This is a genomic window from Devosia sp., from assembly GCF_017307495.1.
GTDB lineage: Bacteria > Pseudomonadota > Alphaproteobacteria > Rhizobiales > Devosiaceae > Devosia_A.
Genome location: NZ_JAFKHE010000017.1, coordinates 143,868 through 157,774, shown reverse-complemented (window position 1 = coordinate 157,774; position 13,907 = coordinate 143,868). Strand labels below are relative to the sequence as shown.

At 66.3% G+C, this 13,907-nt stretch carries 19 protein-coding genes and 1 tRNA gene; 7 read left to right on the top strand and 13 right to left on the bottom strand.

The features are described from left to right. Positions 1-19 precede the first annotated feature (19 nt). A complete protein-coding gene (gene rnd / locus J0I99_RS10385) occupies positions 20-1,186 on the top strand; it encodes a ribonuclease D (protein WP_291397432.1) in 1,167 nt (388 codons plus the stop codon). Between the two features lie 280 nt (positions 1,187-1,466). Here rnd and gndA read toward each other — a convergent pair whose 3' ends face one another. Further along, positions 1,467-2,885 (bottom strand): NADP-dependent phosphogluconate dehydrogenase, encoded by a 1,419-nt coding sequence (gene gndA / locus J0I99_RS10380; RefSeq protein WP_291397431.1) that lies wholly within the window; start codon positions 2,883-2,885, stop codon positions 1,467-1,469. 179 nt (positions 2,886-3,064) lie between these two features. Between gndA and J0I99_RS10375 the strand changes: the two genes are divergently transcribed. Then, complete coding sequence (locus J0I99_RS10375) at positions 3,065-3,835, top strand: glucose 1-dehydrogenase (protein WP_291391501.1); 771 nt, start codon at positions 3,065-3,067, stop codon at positions 3,833-3,835. Beyond that, entirely contained in the window at positions 3,804-4,364 is a 561-nt protein-coding gene (locus tag J0I99_RS10370) for a gluconokinase (RefSeq protein WP_291397429.1), read from the top strand. The genes J0I99_RS10375 and J0I99_RS10370 overlap by 32 nt, the downstream gene beginning before the upstream one ends. A gap of 28 nt (positions 4,365-4,392) precedes the next feature. Here the strand turns inward: J0I99_RS10370 and J0I99_RS10365 are convergent, their stop codons facing one another. Together J0I99_RS10365 and J0I99_RS10360 are read right to left on the bottom strand one after the other, a co-directional pair. Beyond that, entirely contained in the window at positions 4,393-4,881 is a 489-nt protein-coding gene (locus J0I99_RS10365; protein WP_291397427.1) for a methylated-DNA--[protein]-cysteine S-methyltransferase, read from the bottom strand. A 94-nt stretch (positions 4,882-4,975) separates the two neighbouring features. Beyond that, on the bottom strand, positions 4,976-5,539 hold the full coding sequence (locus tag J0I99_RS10360; protein WP_291397425.1) for a TetR/AcrR family transcriptional regulator: 564 nt from the start codon (positions 5,537-5,539) through the stop codon (positions 4,976-4,978). Between the two features lie 67 nt (positions 5,540-5,606). On the opposite strand from J0I99_RS10360, the gene J0I99_RS10355 reads away from it, so the two are divergent. Then, positions 5,607-6,134 (top strand): dihydrofolate reductase family protein, encoded by a 528-nt coding sequence (locus J0I99_RS10355; protein WP_291397423.1) that lies wholly within the window; start codon positions 5,607-5,609, stop codon positions 6,132-6,134. A gap of 112 nt (positions 6,135-6,246) precedes the next feature. Here the strand turns inward: J0I99_RS10355 and J0I99_RS10350 are convergent, their stop codons facing one another. The 8 genes from J0I99_RS10350 to J0I99_RS10315 form a co-directional block, all read right to left on the bottom strand. After that, entirely contained in the window at positions 6,247-6,552 is a 306-nt protein-coding gene (locus J0I99_RS10350; RefSeq protein ID WP_291391514.1) for a hypothetical protein, read from the bottom strand. Positions 6,553-6,963: 411 nt separating this feature from the next. Beyond that, the gene (locus J0I99_RS10345) at positions 6,964-7,314 is read right to left on the bottom strand and encodes a DUF1304 domain-containing protein (RefSeq protein ID WP_291397421.1); all 351 of its coding nucleotides are present in this window, start codon (positions 7,312-7,314) and stop codon (positions 6,964-6,966) included. A 107-nt stretch (positions 7,315-7,421) separates the two neighbouring features. After that, positions 7,422-7,604 (bottom strand): CsbD family protein, encoded by a 183-nt coding sequence (locus tag J0I99_RS10340; RefSeq protein ID WP_291391496.1) that lies wholly within the window; start codon positions 7,602-7,604, stop codon positions 7,422-7,424. Positions 7,605-7,755: 151 nt separating this feature from the next. Continuing rightward, complete coding sequence (locus J0I99_RS10335; protein WP_291397419.1) at positions 7,756-8,259, bottom strand: hypothetical protein; 504 nt, start codon at positions 8,257-8,259, stop codon at positions 7,756-7,758. Continuing rightward, complete coding sequence (locus tag J0I99_RS10330; RefSeq protein WP_291397417.1) at positions 8,256-8,543, bottom strand: hypothetical protein; 288 nt, start codon at positions 8,541-8,543, stop codon at positions 8,256-8,258. Before J0I99_RS10330 ends, J0I99_RS10335 begins: the two co-directional genes overlap by 4 nt. 16 nt (positions 8,544-8,559) lie before the next feature. After that, positions 8,560-8,645, bottom strand: a tRNA-Leu gene (locus tag J0I99_RS10325). A gap of 93 nt (positions 8,646-8,738) precedes the next feature. Further along, positions 8,739-9,233 (bottom strand): xanthine phosphoribosyltransferase, encoded by a 495-nt coding sequence (gene gpt, locus J0I99_RS10320; protein ID WP_291391491.1) that lies wholly within the window; start codon positions 9,231-9,233, stop codon positions 8,739-8,741. Positions 9,234-9,294: 61 nt separating this feature from the next. Further along, complete coding sequence (locus tag J0I99_RS10315; RefSeq protein WP_291397415.1) at positions 9,295-10,068, bottom strand: molybdopterin-binding protein; 774 nt, start codon at positions 10,066-10,068, stop codon at positions 9,295-9,297. Between the two features lie 158 nt (positions 10,069-10,226). On the opposite strand from J0I99_RS10315, the gene map reads away from it, so the two are divergent. Both map and radC read left to right on the top strand, forming a co-directional pair. Next, the gene (gene map / locus J0I99_RS10310; protein WP_291397499.1) at positions 10,227-11,054 is read left to right on the top strand and encodes a type I methionyl aminopeptidase; all 828 of its coding nucleotides are present in this window, start codon (positions 10,227-10,229) and stop codon (positions 11,052-11,054) included. Positions 11,055-11,057: 3 nt separating this feature from the next. Beyond that, the gene (gene radC / locus J0I99_RS10305) at positions 11,058-11,780 is read left to right on the top strand and encodes a DNA repair protein RadC (protein WP_291397413.1); all 723 of its coding nucleotides are present in this window, start codon (positions 11,058-11,060) and stop codon (positions 11,778-11,780) included. Between the two features lie 59 nt (positions 11,781-11,839). Here radC and J0I99_RS10300 read toward each other — a convergent pair whose 3' ends face one another. After that, positions 11,840-12,115: a hypothetical protein gene (locus J0I99_RS10300; protein ID WP_291397411.1), complete on the bottom strand. Its 276-nt coding sequence runs from the start codon at positions 12,113-12,115 to the stop codon at positions 11,840-11,842. A 106-nt stretch (positions 12,116-12,221) separates the two neighbouring features. Next, positions 12,222-12,959: a cytochrome c biogenesis protein CcdA gene (locus J0I99_RS10295; RefSeq protein ID WP_291397409.1), complete on the bottom strand. Its 738-nt coding sequence runs from the start codon at positions 12,957-12,959 to the stop codon at positions 12,222-12,224. Between the two features lie 236 nt (positions 12,960-13,195). On the opposite strand from J0I99_RS10295, the gene rpe reads away from it, so the two are divergent. After that, positions 13,196-13,873, top strand: a complete 678-nt coding sequence (gene rpe / locus J0I99_RS10290) for a ribulose-phosphate 3-epimerase (RefSeq protein ID WP_291397408.1) — start codon at positions 13,196-13,198, stop codon at positions 13,871-13,873. The last annotated feature ends 34 nt before the right edge of the window (positions 13,874-13,907 follow it).

The window sequence follows — 13,907 nt, the reverse complement described above, 5'->3', positions numbered from 1 at the left end:
CTTGTGACGAAAGAGTCTTATGGAGCTCATCACTTCGACCGACGTGCTCGCCGCGTTCTGCAAGCGTGCCGCCGGCTTTGATTATGTTACGGTCGACACCGAGTTTCTGCGCGAGACGACCTACTGGCCCAAGCTGTGCCTGCTGCAGGCAGCAACCGATGACGAAGCGGTCCTGATCGACCCACTCGCCCCCGGCCTGGATCTGGCGCCCTTCTTCACGCTCCTCGCCAACGACAAGGTGCGCAAGGTCTTCCATGCCGCCCGGCAGGACATCGAAATCTTCGTCAAGCTGACCGGCAAGGTTCCCGCCAACATCTTCGATACCCAGGTCGCGGCCTCCGTCTGCGGCTTCGGCGACAGCGTCAGCTACGACAACCTCGTGCGCTCGATCACCAAGGTCGAACTCGACAAGTCCTCGCGCTTCACCGACTGGTCGGCGCGCCCGCTCAGCGAGAAGCAGAAGATCTACGCCCTGGCCGACGTTACCCACCTGCGCGACGTCTACAAGTCGCTGCTGAAGCAGGTCGACGATGCCGGCCGCTGGGACTGGGTCGAGGACGAGCTCGCCATCCTCGAGTCGATCCACACCTACGTCGTCCAGCCCGAGCACGCCTGGGAGCGGCTCAAGGCCAAGCTGAACAAGCCGCGCGATGTCGCCGCGCTGAAGGCGCTGGCCGCCTGGCGCGAGCAACGCGCGCAGGATACGGACCAGCCGCGCAGCCGCATCCTCAAGGACGACGCGCTCATCGAGCTCGCCATGCAGCACCCGTTGACCCCCGAGGCCTTCGAAAAGCTGCGCGCCGTGCAGCGCGGCTACGGCCGCTCGTCGGCCGCCGCCGAAGTGATCTCGATCCTCAAGGACGTCGAGGCGCTGCCCAAGAGCGAGCTGCCCAAACTGCCCGACCGCGTACGTGGCCCCTCCCCCAAGGGAGCCGTCGGCGACCTGCTGCGTGTGCTGCTCAAGGCGGTCTCCGAAGACAACGGCGTCGCCTCGCGCATCATCGCCACCTCCGACGATATCGACGCCATCGTCCTCGACGACGATGCCGACGTGGCCGCCCTCAAGGGCTGGCGCCGCAAACTCTTCGGCGACAAGGCGCTCGCCATCAAGCACGGCAAGCTCGGCCTCGCCGCTGGCAAGAAGGGCGTCATCGAGATCGAGATCATCGACGACGACGAAGACTGACCTTGGCTACGATCGAGTTGGTGAGTGGGGCACGTTGTCGTCCCACGTCCGGAGTCATCCCGGCGGGTGACTTGGGAGCTTGCGTCACGCTCGGTCGTCATCCCGGCGAAAGCCGGGACCCAGTGCCCTGGGAGCGCCACATGCGCTTTGTTGCCGACCCATCTGCGCAGGGCGGGCGCTGTCGGCGCTCAGCCTGACCGCTCGAGCCGTGGGTCCCGGCTTTCGCCGGGATGACGGCTGGTGGGAAGGATGACGGCCGGCGGCTACGCGAAAGCCCCCCTTACTTCCCCAGCGTCGACGGCCAGGTGCCGTGCTGCTCGCCTTCGCGGTCGGTGAGGATGAAGCCGTGCGCGCCGAAGAAGTCGCGCTGGCCCTGGGTCAGGTTGGCGGTTCCCTGCGCCTGGCGGTAGCTGTCGAAATAGGCGAGCGAGGCCGAAAGGCAGATCAGGGGGAATTCGCCCAGGGCGGCGGCCGCGACGACCTTGCGCAGCGACTTGTTGGCCGTCTTCATGATGGCAACGAAGTCCGGCACCATCAGCAGGTTGGTCGCCTCGCCCTTGGCATAGGCCGCCGACATCTGGTCGAGGAAGCGCGAGCGGATGATGCAGCCGGCGCGCCAGATCTTGGCGATGGTCGCGAGCGGCAGCTTCCAGCCGAACTCCTCCGATGCCTTCGACAGCACGGCGAACCCCTGGGCATAGGAGACGATCTTGCCGGCCAGCAGCGCCTGCTCGAGATCGGAGAGCGACACGTCGGCCTTGCCGGCCGATGGTTTGCCGTAGATCGCCTCGGCCGCCACGCGCTCCTCCTTGCGGGATGAGATCGAGCGGGCCGCGACCGCGCCTTCGATCGCAGTGGCCGGCACGGCGAGCTGCTGCGCCGCGATCGCGGACCAGGTACCCGTGCCCTTCTGGCCCGCCTTGTCGAGGATCAGGTCAACCAGCGGCTTGCCCGTCCTGGGCTCGACCGCCTCGAGCACCAGCCCGGTGATCTCGATGAGGTAGGAGTTGAGCGGGCCCTTGTCCCAGTCCTTGAACACCTTGCTCGAGGCTGCCGGGTTCATCCCCAACCCGTCGCGCATAACGCCATAAACCTCGGCGATCATCTGCATGTCGCCGTACTCGATGCCGTTGTGGATCATCTTGACGAAGTGGCCTGCGCCGCCCTCGCCGAGATAGGCGCAGCACGGCTCGCCGTTGAACTTGGCCGAAATCGCCTCGAGGATCGGCTGCGCGTTCTTCCACTGCTCTTCCGGGCCGCCGACCATGATCGAGGGACCATGGCGCGCCCCTTCCTCCCCACCGGACACACCGATGCCGAGGAAGCCGATGCCCTGGTCGCGCAGGTACTCGAAGCGGCGCTGGCTGTCGGTGTAGAGCGAGTTGCCGCATTCGAGGATGGCGTCGCCCTTGTCGAGATGCGGCAGCAGTTGCTCGATCATCTCGTCCACCGGCTTGCCGGCTTTCACCATGATGATGATCGAGCGCGGGCGCTTCACCGACTGGATGAACTGCACCAGGTCCGCTTCCGGCACGACCCGGCCGTCGAGCCCCTGCTCCTTCGCCGTTGCGACGAAGTCATCGATCCTGGCGGCCGTGCGGTTGTGGACGGCGACGGTATAGCCCTTGTCGGCAATATTGAGAGCCAGGTTGGACCCCATGACCGCAAGCCCGATCAGGCCGATATCGGCGGACGCCATCGTTTTCTCCATTGGGAGTTATTAGGATTTCGTGGGCGGCTTTTTGACATGGCGGGCCGGCGAAAGCCACCCCTGGGCGGCGCCGACGGGTGTCGCCTGTGCACGTACCTTTTGCTGCCTTACCAAGCGCTCGCGTATCCACTAGTCTCCGCCCCTCTACGCTCGGGAGGGGCACAAGTTTGGACTCGATTTCCCTGTTCAGCCTGCGCGGCAAGCGGGCCCTCGTCACAGGTTCCAGCCGCGGTATCGGCTACGGCATCGCCGAGGCGCTCGCCGGGGCCGGCGCCGAGATCATCATCAATTCGCGCAATCCGGAGGCGCTCGGCGCTGCCGCCGCGCAACTCGCCGAGGGTGGCGCCCGCGTGAAGGCTCTGGCGTTCGACGTTGCCAGCGAGGAGAGCGTCGAGGACGCCATCGCCCATGCCGAGAACGAGATCGGCCCTGTCGACATCCTGGTCAACAATGCCGGCATGCAGCATCGCCAGCCGCTCGAGGAATGGACGCTCGACAAGTTCCACCAGGTCATGGACACGAACGTCACCTCGGCCTTCCTGGTCAGCCGGGCCGTGGTGCGCGGCATGATCGCCCGGAAGTCGGGCAAGATCATCAACATCTGCTCGGTGCTGAGCAATTTCGCGCGCGCTTCGGTGGCGCCCTATTCGGCGTCGAAGGCAGCGATCGCGAACCTGACGCGCGGCATGGCGGTCGACTGGGCCAGGCACGGACTCAACGTCAACGGCATCGCGCCGGGCTACATCGCGACGGAACTCAACGAGGCGCTGCTTCAGAACCAGGAATTCAACGCCTGGGTCGAGAAGCGTACCCCGATGGGCCGCTGGGGCATGCCCGCCGAACTGGGCGGCGCCGCCGTCTTTCTCGCCTCCGAGGCCTCCTCCTTCGTCAACGGACACATCCTCTATGTCGACGGCGCCTTCACAGCCACGGTTTAAGCCCGCCCGCATCATCATCGTGATGGGCGTCTCGTCCTCGGGCAAATCGGCCGTCGGCGCGGCCCTCGGCCGGCGCCTGCACGCGCCCTTCCTCGACGGCGACGGCTACCACCCGCCCGCCAACAAGGAAAAGATGCGCGCCGGCATCCCGCTGGTCGACGAGGACCGCTGGCCCTGGCTCGAGACGCTGGCCAGGGCGCTCGCCGAGGCAGCGGACCAGAAAGGCGTCGCCGTCGGCGCCTGCTCGGCGCTCAAGCGCGCCTACCGCGACTATCTCATCGAGAAGGCCGAGGAGCCGATCCTGTTCGTCTTCCTCGACGGCGACATCGAGGTCATCCGCAAGCGCATCGAGGCCCGCCATCACGAGTTCATGAGCCCCAAGCTGCTGGACAGCCAGTTCGCCACGCTCGAGCGGCCCGGCGATGACGAGAACGTCCTGCGCGTCGATGTCGCCGATCCGGTCGAGACCATCGCTACGAGAGTGGCGAAGGAACTGACGCACCTCAAGGTGTTCAAGCGCGGCCAGTAGCCCACCCGTTTCGAGACCGGCGACCCAACTAGAAGCCGAACGAGAACTGCCCGTTCGGGGATGCCGCCTTCTCCAGGGCCAGCATTTCCATCTTCGCCCTGACGCCCCTCGGCGACGAAAACCCGCCCGTGCGCCCGTCGGCTGCGAGGACGCGATGGCACGGCACGATCAGCGGAATTGGGTTCGCGCCCATCGCTGCGCCGACCGCCCGGGACATGGCGACATCGCCCAGCCAGCGCGCAATGGCCCCGTAGGTCGTCGTCTCGCCCCACTCCAGTTCACGGATGTGCCGGTAGATGCGCCGGTTCATCTCGGGCACGCCATCAAGGTCCAGGGTGATGTCCCGGAAGCTGTCGCGCGCCCCTTCCGAATAGGCGGCGATGCGCGCCGCGAGCTCGGGCTGCCCGTCGTGCTTCTCGCTTCCTCCAGCCTGTCCCAATCGCTGGCGCATGTCCGCCGGGGTGTCACCGGGCAGCAGGAGGCGTGCAATCCCCGCGTCGGTCCAGCCGATCGCCATTGGCCCAAGCCCGGTCTCAAGTACGCGATAGTGCATGGGCACAGGATAGACGCGCCCGAGCAACGGGAGAAACCGATTCTGCCGGGGATTGACCTCAGGCCACGCCGACGGCCGCAACCCATTCCCGCAACTCGCGTCGAAGCCGGCCGCGCAACGTTCCCTCGCGCGAGAACCCCCACCACAGCACGGCTCCCTGCCACTGGCTGGCCATCAGCCTCCCGAGCCGCTCCCGTGCTTCGGGGACGTCGCTGAGGCGCCGCCCCAGCGCCGAGATCAGCGCCCTGTTCCAGGCCACGCCGCGGGCTCGGAGGACCGGATCGCGAAGATCCTCGCGCAGCAGCAACAGGCCCTGCGCCGCCTCCTCGCCCGACACGTAATCGGCGGACAGGCGGACGAGGAGCGCAACCGCCCCCTCCGGGTCGAGCGGGTGGGCCGCATCGGCACGTTGCGTCTCGGCATCGAGTTGGTCCCACATCCACAGCAGGGTCGCCCGCAGCAGCGCCTCGCGGTTGCCGTAGCGCTGCACCAGCGTGGCCGGCGACAGGCCGGTCGCCGCCGCTGCCGAGGCGAAGGTCAATGCGCCCGGCCCCTCCCGGGCGATCAGGCCCGCAACCGCTTCCACAACTTCCTCGTCGGTGATCTTTCGGGGTCTGGACATGGCTTCCAATATAAACGAATGTTCGTTTATATTAATCTACCACGTTCTGAACACAGGGGAAACCGCCATGGCCCGCATCATCGGCTATATCGCCTCCAGCCTCGACGGCTTCGTGGCCGATCCCGGCGAATCGCTCGACTGGCTGACCCGGCGCACCGACATGCAGCTTGGCGAATACGACTACAACCTGTTCATCAAGCGCATCCGGACTGTGGTCATGGGACGCGGCACCTACGACTGGCTGGTCCGCGAGAACATCCCCTGGCCCTATGCCGAACAGCGCTGCATCGTCGTCACCTCGCGCCCCCTGCCCGACCCGATCGGCCGGCTGGAAACCCGTACCGACGTGGACGCGCTGATCGCCGAACTCCGTGCCCTCGATGACGGCAACGTGTGGATGCTCGGTGGCGGGCAATTGCAGATGGCCTTCATCGAGCGTGGCGCGCTCGACGAAATCGAGATCTACGTGATCTCGCAGTTGCTCGGCGGCGGTCATCCGCTGTTCCCGCCCACCGGCTTCAGCAAGGCCATACGACTGCTGTCCGCCACCTCGCTCGGCACCGGCTGTGCCCGCCTGCACTACAGCTTCGACTGACGGCTGCGCCTAACCGCAAAAGCGGGAATCTCTGCGTGCGGGGCGGTGCCAGTACTGGAACTCCCGCGTTCGCGAAGATGGCCTTGTGCGATGCCAGGGCCGGCCCAACAGCCTAGATCGACTGGCTCTCGACCACGATCTGCCAGCGATCGCCCAGCGCGACCTGCAATTCCGAAACGACAAACGGCAACAGCGCGTTGAACTCGCTCCGGTCTCGCTCGGACATGCGCCAGCCGGGATCGGTCGGATCGTCCCAGTTGATCTGCCGGTCGTACAACTCGTTCAGCCGCCTGAGCCTCCGGACGATGTCGCTGGACAACCCCCAGAACTCCAGTTCGGTGGCGTGCCCGTCGACGAACAGCGGCGCCAGCCCGTGGCTTACCATGCCGTAGTCGACCCGGAAGATCACCTGCTTCACCGCGGGCCCGCCTCCATTCGGCCGAGACGCCCACCCCTCCTGCGGCGTTGTTTCCGTCCACGGCGTGGACAGTCGCCTCATCAAACTCATTCAATCCGCGCGATACGCCAGAATTGCGACCGGAATCGCTCCAGCCCGCGACCCTGGCCTCTGGCCGCGCTGGAACTGGCCCACCCCTCGCGGGCCAAAGCTGCCGAGTCCACGCCGCAACTCGCGGGCTCGTCTGGTTTGCGCCGGCGACTGCACATCGGAACCCTCTCCGCCACGGCCGCACCGCCGCGAACAGGACTTCTGATCGACTGAGAACTCCCGCATCGGGCTGCCCTCGGATCACATCGCCGTGAGTAGGTTAGCCAAGATGTTCCAGCACCGCAATCGCTGTCGGGACGCGTGCGCGCCCTGTGCACAAGCTCAGGCCAGCCACACGGCAAGCAACGCCAGCGCGGCGGGAATCGTCTGCACATAGAGGATCTTGCGGCTGACGGTCAGCGCCCCGTAGAGCCCGGCCGCCATGACGCAGAGCAGGAAGAATACCTTCACCGGATCACCGGCCGGGCCCAGCCAGATGCCCCAGCACAGCCCGGCCGCGAGGAACCCGTTGTAGAGTCCCTGGTTCGCCGCGAGGACCTTCGAGGCCCGCGCGAACTCGGCCGTGGTCCCGAACGCCTTCATCCCCGGCGGCTTGTCCCACAGGAACATCTCGAGCACCAGGATACAGAAGTGGATGAGCGCCACCGCGCCGGTGAGAATGCTGCCGATCATCGCCGCCTCCATGGGCGGCCATGCTAGCGCAAGAAGGCCGCCCTGGGGCGACCTTCCGTTCTCCTGACAACGTCGGACCGGGAGCCGGTCCGGACGACAGTGATCGTTCAGTGCTTGAGGGCGTCGCGCGCCGCGCCCTTCATCTTGCCGACGGCCTTCTGCGCCCGGCCCTCGAGCTTGTCTGCGGCACCGTCGGCGCGCAGCTTGGCATCGCCGGTGACCTTGCCGATGGCGTCCTTCACGTTGCCACGGGCCTCCTTGGCAGCGCCCTTCATTTCGTCCTTGTGCATTTGAGGCACCTCATCATGGTTCGCGGGACACTCAATGCGCCAGCCGCAAGGACGTTCCATCGCCGCCTTCCGCAGCGCGCACGGGTGCACCATGTACACCGCCAGCGGCCACCGACGGTCCGCCCGGCCCCGCCTTCCCGCGCCCGCGGGCCTACCTGCAGCGCGCCAGCAGCGCCTTGAGCGCCGAGGCCGACCCGGCCAGTCGGAACGTATGCTCGGGATAGATCCCGGCGCCGTCGGCTATGCGCAGGACCTCGCCGGAGGCCATCAGCGCCACCAGCGGTCCGGCGGCCGGCACCCGAGCGGCGAACATCCCGTCCATCTCCTCATGCTGCATCGCCACCCGCTGGGTCGACACGCCGATAGTAAAGTCCACCCCGGCCGACTCCCCGGGCCCGGGAGACCGCTCCGCCCCGGCGGCAAGGTCGTAGCGCATGAAGATCGTGCCCGCCGAGCAGGTCATCAGCAGGTATGCATCCGGCCGGTCGCTGGCGCAGGCCGCGGCGGTGAATACTGCGCCGCCCTCGTCCTCCCGAAACTGCGCCGACCACGCGGTGCAGGCCGGCAACGCGTCGACCTCGTCCTCGGATAGACCCTGCGCAGATGCCGGCACTGGCGCGAGCAGAAGCGCAGCCGCCAGCAGGAGCCGGATCACTCCGCCTCTCCCAGGTAGCTGACCTCGATCCGCTGGAACAATGGCCCCTGCTTCATCGTATCGAGCCAGCGGCGGAACTCGGCCACGTCCCTGAACCCCGCCTTGCGTGCGTCGGCCTCGCCGACATCGTCGGGCGACATGTCGTCGATCCGCCCGATCCGGAGCAGCCCGACCTTGGTCTTCAGCGTCCCGCCCGGCTTTACCGTCGGCCGCGTCCAGCGCCGGAACTGCAGCGTGACCTCGCCACGCTTGATTGCTTCCAGAACCTCGAGCTTGAGCAGCATGAACGGCCTCGATCCATGGTGCGGGCGGTGGGACTCGAACCCACACGGGTGTACACCCTCGGGATTTTAAGTCCCGTATGTCTACCATTCCATCACGCCCGCGCGCCACGCCGTTTCCCACAGATGTGGCAAAAACTCAAACGGTTGCGGGGGTGTGGCCCCTCTCGCGGCTGGCGTCCTGAGCCCGCTTGGCTGCTAGTCCGTGGCACCCGAGATCGGCGGCACGTAGGCGACGTCCAGGTCCCACGGGAAGAAGATCCAGGTGTCCTGGCTGACTTCGGTGATGAAGGTGTCGACCATCTCGCGGCCCTTGGGCTTGGCATAGACGGTGGCGAAATGCGCGCCCGGCAGCATGTCGCGGACCACGCGGGCCGTTGCGCCGGTGTCCACCAGGTCGTCCACGATCAGGATCTTGCCGCCCGACTTCGCCTTCTGCAGCAGCTCTTCGGTGATCGGCTTCAGCACTTTGACGCCGCCCTGGTTCTGGTGATCGTAGCTCTTGACCGCCACGCTCTCGACCACGCGGATGTTGAGCTCGCGCGCCACGATCGCCGCTGGCACGAGGCCGCCGCGGGTGATCGCCACCAACGCATCGAACGGCCCGAGCGACTGCAGCCGCCAGGCAAGTGCGCGGCTGTCGCGGTGGAACTGGTCCCAGGTCACGGGGAAGGATTTCTGCGGGCTGGTCACTTCATTCTCCTGTCGCGGCGGCGCCGCTTCGTCTTGTTGGGGGCCAACCGGCCCGGAAACCTCAATAAACCTCGACCTCGAGCGGCAGCCCGGCGGCGCGATGCGCTTCGGTGACCATCTCGCGGACGCGCGCGGCTGCCTGTTCGAGGCGCGCCTCGTCCGGCGAGCGGAGCACCAGTTCCGTCATCACGGCCGTTTGCCCCATCTGGGGGTAGCTCCCCATCTTCACGTCGGGAAATTCGCCCTGGATACGGCCGAAATCCCCGCCGATCGTGCCTTCTCCGACCCGGCAGCGAATGGTGATCGACTTCACCTTGCGGCCGCCCTTGAGGGTCGGCGCGATCGATTCGAGCATGGCCAGCATGATCTTGGGTACGCCCGCCATCACGTGCACATTGCCGATGCGGAAGCCCGGCGCCGCACTGACCGAGTTGACGATCAGCGCCGCGCCCTCGGGAATGCGGGCCATGCGGAGCCGCGCCTCGTTGACTTCCGTCCCGGTCTGCTGCCAGCGCGCTTCCAGCATGGCGCGCGCTTCGGCATTGATCGGCAAGCCCACGCCAAACGCCTTGGCGACCGCGTCTGCGGTGATGTCGTCATGCGTGGGGCCGATCCCGCCGGTGGTGAAAACGTAGGTGTAGCGGGATCTTACAGCGTTCACCGCGGCGATGATCTCGTCCTCGATGTCGGGAACGACACGCACTTCGCTCAGCTCGATGCCAAGCTCGGTGCAGAAGTCGGCCGTGGCGCCGATGTTCACGTCCTTGGTCCGGCCGGAGAGGATTTCATCGCCGATGACGACGAGGGCGGCGGTGACGGGTTCTGGCGACGGCATGGGTGCCCCGGAAATGCGAGGCATAATGCATTGCCTCACCAGGGCCCGAATGGTCAAGCAATCCGGGGCGAATGCCACAGCCTGGCTGACCTTGCGAACGCCCTTTTCTTGCGCGCGATGAACGCCTACTTTCGGCAGCCTGAACGGAGCCTGTGATGATCACCTTTGTCGATGCCGAGACCAAGAGCCGCCGCACGCAGGGAGTCATCCCGCTGCATGGCGAGGCCGGGTTCGCCGGCATGCGCAAGGCCGGCCGGCTGACCGCCGAAGCGCTGGACCTGCTCGTCGATGCGGTTCGGCCCGGCGTCACGACCGCCGCGCTCGACAGGCTGGCCTATGAGTTCGCGCGCGACCACAACGCCATTCCCGCGACCCTGTTCTACAAGGGCTACCGCCACTCGACCTGTACCTCGATCAACCACGTCGTCTGCCACGGCATCCCCGACGAACGGCCCCTGCGCGAGGGCGACATCGTCAACATCGACCTCACCCTGATCGTCGACGGCTGGTACGGGGACAGCTCGCGCATGTATCCGGTGGGCGAGATCAGCCGGAAGGCCGAGCGCCTGATCGAGGTCACCTACCAGAGCCTCGAGGCCGGCGTAGCCGCCGCCAGGCCGGGCAACACGACGGGCGATATCGGCGCGGCCATCCAGGTGCTGGCGGAGGCCGAGCGGATGAGCGTGGTGCGCGATTTCGTCGGCCACGGCGTCGGCCAGCTCTTTCATGACGAGCCCAACATAATGCATTTCGGCGTGCCAGGCACCGGCGTGCCGCTGAAGCCCGGCATGATCTTCACCATCGAGCCGATGATCAACCTCGGCCGTCCGCACGTGAAGATCCTCGCCGACGGCTGGACCGCCGTCACCCGCGACCGCACGCTCTCCGCCCAGGCCGAGCACTCGATCGGCATTACCGAGACCGGCGCCGAAATCTTCACGCGCTCGCCACGCGGCCTCTTCAACCCGCTCGAAGCCCGACGCTAGCGCATGACCAGGGGGGCAAAGCCATCGCCGGACGGACTCGGCGAAGCTGTCGCCCCCCACTATGCCGGCCATCGCGAGCGTGCCCGCCAGCGCTTCCTGCAATTGGGCGAACAGCACATCGAGGACTACGAGCTGCTCGAGCTGGTCCTGCAGATCGTCATCCCGCGCAAGGACACCAAGCCGCTCGCCAAGGAACTGATCGCCAGGTTCGGCTCGTTCTCGGGCGTCTTCTCGGCGACGCCGCAGCAGCTCGACGACGTCAGGGGCCTAGGCCTCGTCTCGGCCGCAAACCTCAAGGTCATCCAGGCCGCCGCGCAGCGCTTCGCGCGTGATCGCATGGCCCCGGACAAGCCCATCCTCAGCTCATGGTCGGCGCTGATCGACTACTGCACGACCCAGATGCCCTTCAACAACATCGAACAGTTCCGCATCCTCTTCCTCGACAAGAAGAACCGGCTGATCGCCGACGAGGTGCAGCAGACCGGCACCGTCGACCACACCCCGGTCTATCCGCGCGAGGTGATCAAGCGCACGCTGGAACTCTCGGCGACGGCGCTCATCCTCGTGCACAACCACCCCTCGGGCGACCCATCGCCCTCCTCCGCCGACGTGCAGATGACGCGGCAGATCAACGACGTGGCCCGCCCGCTCGGGATCACCCTGCACGATCACCTGATCATCGGAAAGTCCGGGCACGTCTCGATGCGGGGACTGAAGCTGATCTAGGCAAAGCAAACCGCCGCGGCAGGGCGCGGCAGCGGTTTGTTTGGACTACGCGTTTGCGCCTAGCTCCTGTAGGGCTCGCGGCTCACGGTGCACGAGCCGTTGGCATTGCAGGTCTGGATCGTCCAGCCGGAGCCGGTGTCCATCTTGCAGCTCCAGCCCCCGCCGCTGGTGTAGCGGAACGTCCCGTCCATCACCGCGCATGTCGTCTTCGCCGTGGTCGAGTCGATCTTGACCGGCCTGTTTCCGATCGCCGGCTTCGCCATCGCCGGCTGCATGCCCGCGATGAAAGCCAGTTCGGCCAGCGCCAGAATGAGCAGTTTGGTCTTGGTGTTCATTCAATACTCGCATTCCTTGGCGACGCCCCGCCTGTGTCGATGCGACCGGTCGGGGCGACGTACACCAGGTAGTGCCGGCGGCCTGAACCGGGATTGAATGCTGTCTTCAGCCGAACTGCTGCAGGACCGGGAAGGTCTCGAGGAACCAGTACGAGATGCGGGTGAACTGGCCGGTAAGGAACAGCAGCCCCGTAACCACCAGCAGCGAGCCCATCACCTTCTCGACCGTGCCCAGATGTTTCTTGAACCCCGAAAAGAAGCTGAGGAACGGACCGATGGCGATGCCGGCGAGCAGGAACGGTACGCCGAGCCCGAGGGAATAGAGCCCGAGCAGGGCTGCGCCATCCATTGCCGTCTGCTTGCTCGACGCGACCGCCAGGATCGCCGCCAGCACGGGGCCGATGCAGGGCGTCCAGCCGATGGCGAAGGCAAGGCCGAGCAGGAAGCCGCCGAGCGGGCCGCTGGCGACGCCCGGTCCGTTGTGCCGCAGCTGCCGGTCAAGGAACCCGATGCGGAAGATGCCGAGGAAGTGCAGCCCCATCGCGATGATGAAGACGCCGGCAAGCGGCGTCAGCACCGGCAGCGCCTGCCGGAACGCCTGGCCCAGCGCCGTCGCGGTGATGCCGAACAGGATGAAGACGATCGAGAAGCCGGCGATGAAGAACAGCGAGGTGAACACGCTCTTGCGCCACAGCGTGCCGGCCGTCGCGCCGTCGGCGCGCAGCTGGTCGAAGCTCGCACCGCTCATATAGGTTAGATAGGGCGGCACGAGCGGCAGCACGCACGGGCTGAGAAAGCTCAGCACCCCTGCCCCGAACACCAGCCAAAGCGAAATCTGATCCATTGCGCGCGAAGTCATATCGGGTTTGCCGCCGAAGGCAATGTGGCGCTCTGGCGCTCGCCGGGATGTGAAGGTGGCTCCGTTCAACCGGCGGTCCAACCACCAGCTGTCATCCCCGCGAAAGCAGGGATCCAACTCACAGCTTGCGCGGGCGGAGAGATGGATCCCTGCTTTCGCAGGGATGACATCGCGGTTGGGGCGCTGTATCAGCCACTGAACAACTGCAGAGGCGTCTGCCCATGCCCCGTCCGATCCGTATCGCCCCATCCATCCTCTCCGCCGACTTCTCCCGGCTCGGCGAGGAAATCCGCGCCATCGACGACGGGGGCGCCGACTACATCCATGTCGACGTGATGGACGGGCATTTCGTCCCCAACATCACCATCGGGCCGCTGATCGTCTCGGCCATCCGCCCGTTGACCAGGAAGGTCATCGACGTCCACCTGATGATCGCACCGGTCGATCCGTATCTGGCGGCTTTCGCCAGGGCGGGCGCCGACATCATCACTGTGCACGCCGAGGCCGGTCCGCACCTCCACCGCTCGCTGCAGGCCATCCGCGCCGAAGGCAAGCGCGCCGGCGTCGCCATCAATCCGGCCACCCCCGTTTCCGCCATCGAGCAGGTGATCGATGATGTCGACCTTGTGCTGGTGATGAGCGTCAACCCCGGATTCGGGGGCCAAAAGTTCATAGAAGAAAGCTTCAGAAAGCTGCGCCAGGCCCGGGCTTTGATTGGAGCAAGACCCATAGATCTAGAGGTGGACGGCGGCGTCACCGTCGACAACGCCAGGGCCCTCGCCGAGGCCGGCGCCGATCTCTATGTCGCTGGTACATCTGTGTTTTCCGGCAACGATCCGACCACCTATGCCGGGCGTATCGCGGCTATTCGCAACGCCGCCACCACCCTCACGGCGTAACGCATCCGTTACGCGAACAACGAGCGATAAGCCT

Excerpts from the sequence above, each read along its gene's own strand:
- rnd (WP_291397432.1), top strand. The coding sequence starts at position 20 with ATGGAGCTCATCACTTCGACCGACGTGCTCGCCGCGTTCTGCAAGCGT.
- gndA (WP_291397431.1), bottom strand. The coding sequence starts at position 2,885 with ATGGCGTCCGCCGATATCGGCCTGATCGGGCTTGCGGTCATGGGGTCC.
- J0I99_RS10370 (WP_291397429.1), top strand. The coding sequence starts at position 3,804 with ATGTCGACGGCGCCTTCACAGCCACGGTTTAAGCCCGCCCGCATCATC.
- J0I99_RS10365 (WP_291397427.1), bottom strand. The coding sequence starts at position 4,881 with ATGGCGATCGGCTGGACCGACGCGGGGATTGCACGCCTCCTGCTGCCC.
- J0I99_RS10360 (WP_291397425.1), bottom strand. The coding sequence starts at position 5,539 with ATGTCCAGACCCCGAAAGATCACCGACGAGGAAGTTGTGGAAGCGGTT.
- J0I99_RS10355 (WP_291397423.1), top strand. The coding sequence starts at position 5,607 with ATGGCCCGCATCATCGGCTATATCGCCTCCAGCCTCGACGGCTTCGTG.
- J0I99_RS10345 (WP_291397421.1), bottom strand. The coding sequence starts at position 7,314 with ATGATCGGCAGCATTCTCACCGGCGCGGTGGCGCTCATCCACTTCTGT.
- J0I99_RS10340 (WP_291391496.1), bottom strand. The coding sequence starts at position 7,604 with ATGCACAAGGACGAAATGAAGGGCGCTGCCAAGGAGGCCCGTGGCAAC.
- J0I99_RS10330 (WP_291397417.1), bottom strand. The coding sequence starts at position 8,543 with ATGCTGCTCAAGCTCGAGGTTCTGGAAGCAATCAAGCGTGGCGAGGTC.
- J0I99_RS10315 (WP_291397415.1), bottom strand. The coding sequence starts at position 10,068 with ATGCCGTCGCCAGAACCCGTCACCGCCGCCCTCGTCGTCATCGGCGAT.
- radC (WP_291397413.1), top strand. The coding sequence starts at position 11,058 with ATGACCAGGGGGGCAAAGCCATCGCCGGACGGACTCGGCGAAGCTGTC.
- J0I99_RS10300 (WP_291397411.1), bottom strand. The coding sequence starts at position 12,115 with ATGAACACCAAGACCAAACTGCTCATTCTGGCGCTGGCCGAACTGGCT.
- J0I99_RS10295 (WP_291397409.1), bottom strand. The coding sequence starts at position 12,959 with ATGGATCAGATTTCGCTTTGGCTGGTGTTCGGGGCAGGGGTGCTGAGC.
- rpe (WP_291397408.1), top strand. The coding sequence starts at position 13,196 with ATGCCCCGTCCGATCCGTATCGCCCCATCCATCCTCTCCGCCGACTTC.